At 46.4% G+C, this 12373-nt stretch carries 11 protein-coding genes; 4 read left to right on the top strand and 7 right to left on the bottom strand.

Annotated elements, in window-relative coordinates; translation table 11 throughout:
• Window positions 1-134 precede the first annotated feature (134 nt).
• A complete protein-coding gene (locus L5M40_RS13070; RefSeq protein WP_263176689.1) occupies window positions 135-3419 on the top strand; it encodes a S41 family peptidase in 3285 nt (1094 codons plus the stop codon).
• A gap of 106 nt (window positions 3420-3525) precedes the next feature.
• Here the strand turns inward: L5M40_RS13070 and L5M40_RS13075 are convergent, their stop codons facing one another.
• The 5 genes from L5M40_RS13075 to L5M40_RS13095 all read right to left on the bottom strand — a co-directional run bounded on the left by L5M40_RS13075 (window position 3526) and on the right by L5M40_RS13095 (window position 7109).
• Complete coding sequence (locus L5M40_RS13075; protein WP_219253032.1) at window positions 3526-3966, bottom strand: hypothetical protein; 441 nt, start codon at window positions 3964-3966, stop codon at window positions 3526-3528.
• 224 nt (window positions 3967-4190) lie between these two features.
• Entirely contained in the window at window positions 4191-4628 is a 438-nt protein-coding gene (locus L5M40_RS13080) for an OsmC family protein (protein WP_028760789.1), read from the bottom strand.
• Between the two features lie 87 nt (window positions 4629-4715).
• Complete coding sequence (locus L5M40_RS13085; protein WP_113940646.1) at window positions 4716-5066, bottom strand: DUF3325 domain-containing protein; 351 nt, start codon at window positions 5064-5066, stop codon at window positions 4716-4718.
• Window positions 5063-6733 carry a PepSY-associated TM helix domain-containing protein gene (locus L5M40_RS13090; protein ID WP_263146112.1) on the bottom strand — a complete coding sequence of 557 codons (1671 nt, stop codon included), beginning with the start codon at window positions 6731-6733 and terminating at the stop codon, window positions 5063-5065. Before L5M40_RS13090 ends, L5M40_RS13085 begins: the two co-directional genes overlap by 4 nt.
• Before the next feature lies 1 nt (window position 6734).
• Complete coding sequence (locus L5M40_RS13095; RefSeq protein ID WP_131523016.1) at window positions 6735-7109, bottom strand: DUF3649 domain-containing protein; 375 nt, start codon at window positions 7107-7109, stop codon at window positions 6735-6737.
• 428 nt (window positions 7110-7537) lie between these two features.
• Here L5M40_RS13095 and L5M40_RS13100 point away from each other — a divergent pair, with 428 nt between their 5' ends.
• A complete protein-coding gene (locus L5M40_RS13100; RefSeq protein ID WP_263146115.1) occupies window positions 7538-9106 on the top strand; it encodes a methyl-accepting chemotaxis protein in 1569 nt (522 codons plus the stop codon).
• Window positions 9107-9354: 248 nt separating this feature from the next.
• Window positions 9355-9711, top strand: coding sequence for a ribosome hibernation-promoting factor, HPF/YfiA family (hpf, locus tag L5M40_RS13105; RefSeq protein WP_028760784.1), 357 nt, complete (start codon window positions 9355-9357; stop codon window positions 9709-9711).
• Window positions 9712-9804: 93 nt separating this feature from the next.
• Here the strand turns inward: hpf and L5M40_RS13110 are convergent, their stop codons facing one another.
• Both L5M40_RS13110 and L5M40_RS13115 read right to left on the bottom strand, forming a co-directional pair.
• Window positions 9805-10455 (bottom strand): response regulator transcription factor, encoded by a 651-nt coding sequence (locus tag L5M40_RS13110; protein WP_263146118.1) that lies wholly within the window; start codon window positions 10453-10455, stop codon window positions 9805-9807.
• A 30-nt stretch (window positions 10456-10485) separates the two neighbouring features.
• A complete protein-coding gene (locus L5M40_RS13115; RefSeq protein ID WP_263256747.1) occupies window positions 10486-11679 on the bottom strand; it encodes a sensor histidine kinase in 1194 nt (397 codons plus the stop codon).
• Window positions 11680-11862: 183 nt separating this feature from the next.
• Between L5M40_RS13115 and L5M40_RS13120 the strand changes: the two genes are divergently transcribed.
• The gene (locus L5M40_RS13120; protein WP_219234069.1) at window positions 11863-12372 is read left to right on the top strand and encodes a DUF2141 domain-containing protein; all 510 of its coding nucleotides are present in this window, start codon (window positions 11863-11865) and stop codon (window positions 12370-12372) included.
• The last annotated feature ends 1 nt before the right edge of the window (window position 12373 follow it).

Below are 12373 nucleotides of genomic sequence, written 5' to 3' on the forward strand. Positions count from 1 at the left end.
CAATTGTCATGCTTTGGACTTGATTGTGGTTTTTTATAAAAGCCCATGGCAAGAATTTCTTCGCTAAATCTGCTAGCAAAATCTCGTAGTAAAGAGTCTATTGCTAAAAAATAACAATAGGATAGAGGTCATACATGAAACTTCGCCATTCTGTCGCCTGCTGTATGCTTGCCCTAGGCACATTAACAGCGTTCCAAACCATCGCTGCCGATGCGGTGAGCAATCAAGGGTATTACCGTGCGCCAGCGTTGCACGATCAAACCTTAGTCTTTACTGCAGAAGGGGATTTATGGACTCAGACCTTAGGTCAAAAAGCGGCGACTCGCTTAACGAGTTTACCTGCGGAAGAGCTAGGGGCGACTATTTCGGCCGACGGTAAGTGGGTTGCTTATGTTGCCAACTATGAAGGCGCGAGCGAAGTGTATGTGATCCCCATTACGGGCGGTGTGGCTAAACGGGTGAGTTTTGAGAATAGCCGTGTACGAGTTCAGGGCTGGACTGCCAAAGGCGAGATTTTATATTCCACCGACACTGGTTTTGGTCCTGCTAATAATTGGATACTGCGCAGCGTCGATCCTCAAACCCTCACCACCACAGATTTACCCTTAGCCGATGCAGTTGAAGGTGTGATTCATGATCGCAACGAATACGTGTACTTCACCCGCTTTGGTCTGCAAGTGACTGGCGATAATGCCAAAGTGTACCGTGGCGGCGCAAAAGGTGAATTATGGCGCTTTAAACTTGGCAGCAAAACCGAAGCACAGTTGCTTAGCGGCCAACACGACGGCTCAGTGCGCCAACCTATGCTATGGCAGGACAGACTCTATTTTATCAGCGACAGCGATGGCAACGACAACCTCTGGTCGATGGCGCTCGATGGTTCAGATGCAAAACAGTTGACTCAATTTAAAGATTGGCAAGTCCGCGGTGCGCGGATGGACCAAGGCAAAGTGGTATTCCAGTTAGGTGCGGATATCCATGTGTTTGATATTGCGGCCGCTAAAGACTCGTTACTCAATATTGAACTCACTTCTGATTTTGCCGAGCGCCGTGAGCATTGGGTAAAAGATCCTATGGATTACGCTTCTTCGACTAATTTTGCCCCCGCTGGCGATAAAGTGGTGATTACCGCCCGCAGCCACGTGGCAATCGCGGGTATTGATGGATCGCGTTTAGTTCAAGTTGCACTGCCGGGGACTTATCGCGTTAGGGAAGCGGTGTTGAGCCAAGATGGCAAGTCGGTTTATGCGATTAGCGACATGACAGGTCAGCAGGAAATTTGGCAATTCCCTGCTGATGGCAGCAGTGGCGCTAAACAGTTAACCAAAGACAGTCATACTTTAAGAATGAGTCTTAATTTGTCCAGTGACGGTCGATTTATCGCCCATGACGATAACGATGGTAACGTTTGGCTGCTCGACTTAAAGAAAAATACCAATCAAAAAATAATCACTAACGGCGAGGGACTTGGGCCTTACGCCGATATCCGCTGGTCCGGTGACAGCCGTTTTATTGCATTAACTAAGTCGGAAATCGGTAAACAACGTCCGCAAATCGTCCTGTATTCTGTGGATGAAAATAAGGTCGAGACGCTCACCAGCGACAAATACGAGTCCTATTCGCCAACCTTTAGCAGTGACGGCCAGTGGCTATATTTCCTGTCAAACCGCCAATTCAGCGCAACACCAAGTTCACCTTGGGGCGATAGAAACATGGGCCCTGTGTTTGATAAACGCAGCCAAATTTTTGCCATCGCACTGGTCAAAAATGCCAAATTCCCCTTTAGTAAACCCAATGAACTCGAATCGAATCAAGTTGAAAAAACCGATGCTAAGGATAAACCGAGTCCAGTGAAAATCGAGTGGGCAGGGATCTCCCAGCGTTTATGGCAAGTGTCTGTCGATTCAGGAAATTACAGTAAGCTGCGCGTCGTCGATGATAGACTTTATTTGTTAGATCAAGCTATTGGCGACGATGTCGCACCTAATTTAATGACCATCAAATTTGACCGATTAAGCCCCAAAGCCGAGGTTTTTGCCGAGGACATTGGCCAATATGAGGTTTCTGCCGATGGTAAAAAGCTGATGCTACGTAAGCACAGTGATGAAAAATCACTCCTGATTGTTGACGGCGGTGATAAATTAGGCGATACGGATAATGCCAAAGTGCAAACGGAACAATGGCAGCTAGCGATTTCTCCGCAGCTTGAATGGCAGCAAATGTTTGAAGATGCGTGGTTGATGCACCGAGAATCTTTCTTCGACAAGAAGATGCGCGGCCTCGATTGGCAAGCCACTAAGGCTAAGTATCAGCCTTTGCTCGATCGCCTGACCGATCGTAACGAACTGAATGACATCTTCATGCAAATGATGGGCGAGTTAGATTCTTTGCACTCACAGGTGCGCGGTGGTGACATACCTCAAGATCCCGATGCGGCTAAAGCGGCAAGCCTTGGCGCGCGCCTACAACAAACTGCAGATGGCGTTAAAATTGCGCACATTTACAGTAACGATCCTGAGTTACCTGCTAATGCATCACCGTTAAATCGTATCGAAGTCGATGCTAAAGAAGGCGATATGCTGTTGGCTATTAATGGCACGCCAGTAGTGAATGTGGCCGACGTCACGCGTCTTCTGCGCAATCAACAGGATAAGCAAGTATTACTACAGCTTAAGCGTGGTAGCCAAACCCATAAAACCATCGTCATGCCCGTTAGTGCTGTGGTGGACAGTCAATTACGTTACTTAGATTGGGTGAGCCATAATGCGGCTGTGGTCGAGGATGTAAGTCAGGGCAAGATGGGTTATTTGCACTTATATGCCATGGGCGGTGGTGATATTGAAAGTTTCGCCCGTGAGTTTTATGCCAACTACGATAAAGAGGGTTTGATTATCGATGTTCGCCGTAACCGCGGTGGCAATATTGACAGTTGGATTATCGAGAAGTTACTACGCCGCGCTTGGGCGTTTTGGCAACCGACCCACGGCACGCCAAACACCAATATGCAACAAACCTTCCGCGGTCATTTAGTGGTGTTAACCGATGAACTGACCTATTCCGACGGCGAAACCTTCTCCGCAGGGATTAAAGCACTCGGTATTGCGCCCTTAATTGGTAAGCAAACGGCAGGTGCGGGTGTGTGGTTATCTGGGCGAAATGCGTTGACCGATAAAGGGATGGCGCGGGTGGCCGAGTATCCACAGTATGCAATGGATGGCCGCTGGGTGCTTGAAGGCCATGGCGTAACGCCGGATATTGAAGTTGATAACTTACCTTTCGCTACCTTTAATGGCAAAGATGCGCAGCTTGAAACTGCAATAAGTTATTTGAAGGATGAGTTGGTTAAACAGCCAATCCCAGCCTTAAAAGTGCAACCTTTGCCTGTAAAAGGTATGGCACAGGATATTAAAGCTAAGTAATTGATATTTAAATTCAGTATTTAACCGAAATTTAAGGTATCTCGGCTAGCATGTCCGCGTACAAAGTTAGGGTGTTGTCTCTTGGTTCCCGAGACAACACCCATTTTTATGCCCATTCATTAATACTTCTATTCCCATTTTTACTTGTTTCCGCATAGGTTTGCATAGTGTTCACTTGCTGTTGTTGGGCAAGGTGATTCACTGTCATTGCTCTCGCGTCTTCGTTATGGCTTAGATAATAGGCCGTTGGTGCTGAAATCCCTTGGCTCGTTCCTGTCGCTAAATTGGTCATGTCGGCGATCACTTGATACTTCATCTTCGCGTGTTTCAATTCGACTAAGGTTTCTATGTTATCCCTCAGTGCTGGCATTTCTGCTGGTTTTTGCGTATTCGCCGCCAATTGTTTTGCATCGCTAGAAAGCGTTACTGTATCAGTTGACGCTGGTGCGCTGGTTTGAACGGCATTGTTAACTTGTGCAAATTCAGCAGTGGAGACATTTTTTTGTGGGCTTACAGACAGGGAATTTCGCAGTGGTTGAATGTGCATCTTTTAATTCCAACAGATGATACCAAGCTAAGATTGGCTTCTATCGTACTGTTTAAAAGCTGGACCTGAGCTGAATAATGGTGAAAAGTTAGACTCTGTGGATGGTTAGGTGGCGCGGATAATTCGATGATAGCAATGATTCAGACAGCTATTAATTTACGGTGCGGCAATAAAAAAGCCCGCTTAAGAAAACCATCAGCGGGCCATAAAGATCTGCTCAAATCCTAAAACTTGATTTGAATATCTGTTGCTAAACTATTAGCGATAAAGCAATTTGCATGTGCTTTCTCGTGAATTTTCTCAAGGGTTTCTTGGCTGACTTCGACCCCTTCAGCGAAAATGACCTTAGGATTGAGCACCATCTTTGTCACGGCCAACTTGCCCGCCTCGTTTTTACCCAGCTCTGCAGTGGCATTATCCACATAAGAGGTTACAGGTAAGCGCTTAAGATGCGCAATCGCTAGAAAGGTCAACATATGGCATGAGGATAATGCAGCCAACAGGCTTTCCTCTGGATTGACATTTTGCCCATTGCCTTTGTATTCCGGTGCCGACGAGGCTTGAATCGTCTGGCCGCTGCCAAAGGTAATACTGTGGTCTCGACAAAATTCGCCTTCTTCGGCGGGCGAGGTTTGCCAGTTAACCGTTAAGTTAAAGCCCATTATTTTCTCCTATCTGAAGGACATCAGGGCACTATAGCCTAGCGGTGCTCACTTAGCCATGATCGCCATGCCAGTGTTAGCTGGACATTAGATCCCAGCACTCAGTAATAGAGTGCCAGTGAGCACGCTGCCAGTGACGATTCCTATCGGTAAATGGCGCGGGCTGTAGCTTAACGTTAGGATGACCAGCATTGCCGCGAGGGAAATTATTCCCATAAACAAAATGCTCCCGTAGGCCCAGCCCTGATCGCTCGCGCAGGCACTTAAGCTAAATGCTAGTAGTAACCAAGCAAACAAGGTTAGCAAACGACTTTGCCATTGTGCTGGTGGACGATTGAACACATCCTTGAAGTGACCAAATTTAGCTAAGGCAAACAGGGCGAGGGAAAGATAACTCAAACCTAAGATCCCAAGTAGGGGAATAAATTCTGGCATCATGATTTGGCTTCCTCCAATGAAGATGACGAGCTAAGGTCGTTGGCAAGGGATGTTTGGGATTCGCTTCTACGTGCATTTTTTGCTTTTTCTGGGCGTTTAGTGGAGGCCTTAGCAATCAAAGTCACTCTTTTACTGGCAAATAGCATAGCGCCACCAAGTAGCACTGCGAGCACGTCAAATCCGACTAAAGCCCATTGATGGGATTGGATATTGTCGATGATATTGCTTGGTGATGTGAAGGCATTGAGCACGGGCAGCGCACAGCACAAAATCCCTGTGAGTCGTAATGCGGTTTGCCACTGGCGACGTGAACGACCCAAGAAAGCCCAAACTCCCATTGCCGCTAACGCGATAAAGAAACTGTGAACTTCCCATTCAGAGCGGCTTGCAAAACTTGTCGATAAGAGACGATTGGCGTAAAAGAAGGCTACAGTGCCTAAGGGTAATCCTAAGATAAACATGAAGTTTAACCCTTCAACTAAACGTAATCCAAAGCTTGGTTTCTCGCCCTTATCGATCAATTTTTGCTGTTTTTGACGTAGACGAATGGCCCACATCAAAGTGCCTGTCGCGATCATAGCGCAGCCTAATAAACCGCAGAAAAAGAATAAAAATCTTAGCAGCGGTGCGGCAAAACGTGCCGTGTGCAGCGACATCATAGTATCGTAAGTCGCGGATGCTCCAGAGGCTTCGTGCGGGCTGGCATATTTAAGCTCACCATTTACCCCGTTGAATATCAAAATATTGGCTTCATCGGTCACATCTTTACCTGTGTTTTGGTAAAAGGTCACTTGGCTATTTTGATCTTTAGGGTATGACACTATCACTTGCTTAATTGGCGCATCGCCCCATGCGGCTTTCACTTGAGGTAGTAATTGGCTCAGTTGCACCTGTGGCGCACTAATCCCCGCGGCTTTCTCGGTTTGTCTGGCGGGATTAAGTTCTTTTAAAAAAGTTTGGTTATCACCCGAATAGGCGGTATTAACCGTCCATGGGATATAGATAAGCATTAGGGTAATAAGCCCTGTATAAGTGATCATCAAATGGTAGGGTAGGGCGATGACAGAGCTCACATTGTGCGCGTCTAGCCAAGAGCGAGCGCCTTTATCCCGTCTAAAACTGAACAAATCTTTGAAGATCCGTTTGTGGATCACTATGCCACTGATAAGGGCGATCAGCATAAACATAGTGCAAACGCCGACGATATAGCGGGCTGTAATAGCGGACATATAGTGCAAGTCAAAGTGCAGACGATAGAAGAAATCACCGCCGCGACTCTCACGCACTTCAGAGATCATGCCGCTGCCATCTGCTAAGGCTACATGTTCTTCAGTCTTGCCACGACGCTGACCTTTTTCTGGTGGCAGTTGCCAGCTAACGCTTTGAAAGGGGGTTCGTTCAGTTGGAAAACCTATCATCCAGCGCTGCGCTGTTGCCGGCGAATGCGCTTCTATGTAACTTTGACCTTTATCTAATTGGTTTTCGAGGGTATCGGCTCGGTAGTCTTGATAAACCCCTTTGTGTAATTCGGGTTCATTCCAAAGGCTGATCTCATGGCGAAAATAGCTCAAGCTACCCGCAAAAAAGATCAACAATAATACCCAACATACCAGCAAGCCTGCCCAGGTATGTAGCCAAGATAAAGTTCTAAAAAATGTTTCTTTCATCTTATTGCCCACATACCTTGATCAATCCAAAACATAACAAACTCACTAAGCCTAAATCTCGCCACGCATGCCAAGTTTTACGCACACAAAAGGCATAAATAATAGCGATGGCATAAAACAGGAAAGCTAACATATTGGCCGTTATCGTGCTTTCAAAGCGCGGCATAGGTAGTACTAATGTCAGCAGGCAAGCTAAGGTTGCAGCAGCAACATAACCCGCCAGTAGAGCGGCACTCGCACGGGCAAAGACTTTGAAGGCAAACTGCGATTGCTCTTGCTTAAACCATTGCACAATTCCCCGCGAAATCAGCGAGAACGAGCGCATTTGGGTTGTAGAAGATTGCGTTGAGGTTTCAAACGCGGGTGTATTAGACATAAGTGCCACTTCTCATTTCGAGCCAATATGGGTCTGTTATGGCTATCCGCTACTGTTGATTCTGCAAAGTGTGCTTGAGCTTTTTGGCTTAACGACGAATGCATTTCTATAGCAGTAGATAGCTAACCGCGAGAAGTATAACTTAGTTAATCCAAATGATAAACGATATCATTTAGATTCGAATGTGAATTTGTGATCTTAAGCTGATCTGCTTTAGCGAGTGTAGGGTGACGAGTTTAACGTATGTAGCGTAACGAGCGCCCTGTCACAATTGTTTGTTTTTATTTGTTGATATGTGTTTAGTGGTTACTGCTTGTTTAGCATTAGGTTAATTTTTATGCTGCCAATGTGAGCTTTATCAATTTTGATAGGCGACGGTTTTGGCAGAATGCGTTATCTTTTTTACCGAGACCTAGCCTGATAACCCTATGCATAAAAATTCTACAAATGGTGAAACACACCTGTCAGATAATGCGATTTTACTATCAACGACGGATCTGAAGGGAAACATTAAATATGTGAATCAGACCTTTTCGCAGATCAGTGGGTTTAGTGTTGCTGAGTTGCAAGGGAATCCACATAATATAGTGCGCCATCAAGATATGCCTGCGGCTGCATTTAAGATCCTCTGGGAGCGAATTAAGCAGGGCAAGCCTTGGATGGGGATAGTTAAAAATCGCACCAAAACGGGCGGCTATTATTGGGTGAATGCCTACGTCGCGCCTGTGTATGAAGATGGTAAAGTTCATGAGTATCAATCTGTTCGTCGCCAAGCTACCCCTGAGCAGATTAAAGCCGCTGAGAGTATTTACAGTGATATTAATCAGGGCAAGCAACCTAAAGTGTTGCGTAAAGATAGGTTAGGTTTCAGTGGCAAAATACTGCTGGCCATGTTGGTTTCGATTACGGCTACGGCGATAATTGCCAGTTATTCCCCCATAGTTGCCGCGATGGTGGGAATGAGTCTCGCGTGCCTAGCATGGTATTACCTGATGCAGCCGCTGCAAAAGCTTGTGTCTATGGCAACTAACATTATTGACGATCCCGTCGCTACGGGCGTGTACACCGGCCGCCAAGATGAGATCGGTAAATTAGACCTCGCCCTACGTTTTTTGATCACTGAAATTGGTGGCGTTGTTGGCCGTATGGCTGATTCTGCCAGTGAGATCCAAGCACAAAGTGTCAGCCTTAAACAAACCATTACAAACACTTGGGAGCATGCCGATAGTCAGAGTGAACAAACCACGCAAGCTGCGACTGCGATGGAGCAGATGAGTGCCAGTTTTGCTGAAGTAACGGGAAACATTCATCGCACTGCCTCGGAAATGGTGTCGAGCCATGAGGCGGCTCAACGCGGGCATTCTCGTTTAGAAACGGTTATTGATGCGATACATCAGTTAAGTGTACAAGTGAGCCACTTTTCCGATGTTGTACAAGCTATTGAACAAGATAGCAGTGCGATTCACCAAGTGCTCGAAGTCATACGTGCCATTGCCGACCAAACTAACTTATTAGCCTTAAATGCGGCAATTGAAGCGGCACGGGCAGGGGAGAGTGGTCGTGGTTTTGCCGTGGTGGCCGATGAGGTCAGGCAGTTATCGAGTCGTACTAGCCAATCCACCTCGCAAATTGAGTTAATTGTTAGCCGTTTTAGGGAAAGCACTCAAAGGGCGACCTCGACCATGATGGCGGGGCAGGAACAGGTAAAACGTTCGGTAAGCTTAGCGCAAGATGCGAGTGTGGCTTTTGGCGAGTTGCTTTCATCTATTTCGCGAATTAATTCTTTGAGTGATGATAATGCGGCGGCGATGACGCAGCAGACTTCGGTGGCCGCAGAAATTAGCCGAGCCATCCATGTGATCAGCGACTTGGCTCAGCAGAGTTTAGAGCAGACGCTCGATGCGGCAGCGCGGGGTGATCAAGTGTCGCGTTTATCGACCAAGACGCATCATTTGTCCCAACAGTTTTGGCAGCAGAGTGTGCAACGTAAATATTAAGCGTATTTACCTTATGTCGTATTGCATTTTGTGATTGATTTATTATTAATGCCTGTTTATAAATCAATCACTTAATCATGTTTTTCTCGCTGTTTTATTTTTGACTTCTTGATGGAGGTCACATTTAGGAGATGCTAATACCTGAGTTGACCGAAATATTTGCCAATAACCCTTGTGTTTTATCCTGCATGCCCCAAGCTCTATTAGTGAAGCAAAAATAAAAGTAATGACACTAAAAGGGACAACCTATGAAAATAAATATTTCTGGTCACCACGTCGATGTTACTGATTCTATTAGAGAAGATGTTAACGAAAAATTTGCAAAAATCGCCACCCATTTCCCCTCTCTGATCGCACTGGACATTATTATTGCGAAAGAGCATGGCGAGTATCAGGTTGAGCTTCGTACGAATTATGAAGGAAGCCGTATTTCTGCTTCAGGTACCGATGAGGTTATGTACCCAGCAATCAAAGCCGCATCGAAAAAATTAGATGCAGCACTTAAGCACCGTAAAGGTCAGCTAAAAGCGGATTTGCATGAAACCCCGAGCTGTACAACGCCAGCTATTGCCCATGAAATTATCCAAGAGATGGATCTTCGTTAGGTTTTAGCCATAACTCATCGCTTTAGATGAGCACAAAAAGGGCCTTAAATGGTCCTTTTTGTTGGCAATCGGGTTTGGTTTAATGCTAATGGGTTAAATCAATGCCAGTTGTAATCCCTTGAGCACAGCTTGGGTACGGTCTCGGCAATCGAGTTTAGTGAGTATGTTAGAGACATGATTCTTCACTGTGCCCTCGGCTAAAAATACCGCATTGGCGATTTCCTTGTTGGAGAAGCCGCCCGCCATAAAACTGAGAATTTCCCGCTCCCGTTCCGACAATAATTCATTTCTAGTTACCCCAACGCTAGGTGTAGGTTTAGGCTCACTCATCTGTTTGAGTACCGAAGGCTCTATCAAGTAGCCGCCTTTGGCGACGGTTTCGATGGCGTGCAGTAACTTGTCGAGTGACACGTCCTTGAGCAAAAAGCCGTTGGCTCCCGCCTGTAAACTATTGAGGAATAACTCACTGTCGTCGAAGGTGGTTAACATGATGACAGGTAAGCGATTGGCACTTTGCCGTATCTGTTTGAGCATGGCGATACCATCAAGATTTGGCATACGGATATCACTGAGCAGCACATCGACGGGATTGCTGGCAAGCTTTTTGAGTGCATCTTGACCGTCTTCGGCTTGCCATAACACGCGAATGTTGTCGGAAATAGCGAGCAGGCTAGCGATCCCTTGGCGAACCAATTGCTGATCTTCCACTAAACCGACACTGATGATGTTGTTTTGCATATCCATAGCTATTCCAAAGATTTTTTTAATAAAAAGTTAAGCGAGTGCTGGGAGTGTGAGGGTGAGTTGGCAACCGGACGCCGAGTCATTTGCCCTTAACTCCAAGGTGCCATTAAAGGGTTGTAGCCTTTCCTGCATGCCGCCGAGCCCAGTACCGAACTGCCCAGTGCCGAACTGTCCTGTACCGTTTAGCCCTGTGCCGCTTTTAGCTGATGCGTTTCGCGCGGCTCCCCGTGTTAGCCCCATGCCGTTGTCGCTTAGTTGCAATACCAGCGCGCTTTGGGAGTCTTGCATGCTCAATTGCAGTTGATTCGCCTTGCCGTGACGAACGGCGTTGCTGATGCCTTCATGCAGCACTAACAGTAGTGCCTGAGTCAGTTCGGCTGATTGCAGTGGCTTCATCCCTTTGCAGTTAAGAGTCACGTTGGGTAAGCGGGTCATCAGTGCCTCTAAAGGTGGGACTAAATCCAATCCGACTTGCACTCTTTGCACCCTGACGACGGCGCGAATACTTTCAAGTAGCTCTTTAGCTAAGGATTTACTTTGGTTAACTTGAGGTTTGAGCTCCTCGGGCGCTGTATGGCTTAGTACTTCCAATTGCAGGGAAAGCGCTGTGAGTTGGTGGCCGAGAATGTCGTGCAAATCGCGTGATATCCTTAATCTTTCTTGCTGTTCGCTGGCTTGGCTCAGCAGCGCGCGAGTGGCAATAAGTTGTTGGTTTAGCTGTTCTTGTATCAAACGTGATTTACGTTCAGAAAGCCTTGCTTGGCTACTGCTGTAGGCAAAGAATTGAAAACCAAGATAAATCAAAATATTGAACACATTGCTTTGTTCATGCAATTGCCATTGCTGCAGTAGGTAATAAACAACATTGACCAACACTAGCTGTGAAATGGCTTGGCGACGACTAAAAAACTCAGGCAACAGTGACGCCCAAATGACGAAGAGGATAGGCAGTAATGCGTTGTTTGCTGTGAGCATTAAGCTCATCACGGTCAACGGCATCACTAGCGTGGTTATGCGGCGAAGTTGAATATTATTATGCGCAACTTTATCGGTAGCTATCAGTATAAATTGCACTAAATACAGCCCATAAAGTGTTACATTGAGCATGCCTTGCCATGTATGTAATGCGGCTTGGTTTATCCCAACCCAAGCGACTAATGCCCAAGTGAGCACTCCAGCGGCAATCAACATGTTTTCTTCTTTCGCTAATCGATTTTCTAGCACGAATGTCTATTCCTTAATCCAATTCTGCCGACCATTCTAGGGTATCACCGCCAGATGTCACTATGCCAAAAGTCATGTTGTTATCATTTTGTTTCATGACTTTTGGCACCTGTTTTTCGTCCTGTGATTTTTTAAGCTAACTCCATCGCAGTTACTTATGAGCGCAAATAACAGGAGTAAGACATGAAACACGTGAACTCGGCTATGACAAAAACACAGTTTTCCCAAGCTAATAAGACGAAAAGGGCGTTATCAGCGATTTGGGGCGCAGGCTTAGCTTGCTCGCTCTTGTCGGCTGGAAGTGTGTCGGCAGGAAGCATGTCGGCTGAGAGCCAGGCACATACCTTGACTGTCGATATCGATAATATTCAAGTACAAACCGGCGCCTTGATGGTTGAGCTTTATGCCAATGCCGAGGATTACGCTGCAGGCCATAATCCTAGCGCGTCTATGATAAAACCCGTCACTAAGACAGAGCATAGGCTGGTATTTAGCGATCTCGCCGATGGCCAATACGCGGTAAAGGTCTTTCATGATGAAAACAACAATCACAGTTTAGATACCAATATGTTAGGTGTGCCGAGTGAAGGCTATGGCTTTAGCAATAACGCCGGCAGTTTTGGACCTGCGAGCTTTAAAGACGCCAGCTTTAGTTTGCAGGCCGATGCTCAAATCACTATACACATTCGCTAAG

It is taken from the genome of Shewanella sp. SM68 (assembly GCF_025653925.1).
Lineage (GTDB): Bacteria > Pseudomonadota > Gammaproteobacteria > Enterobacterales > Shewanellaceae > Shewanella > Shewanella oncorhynchi.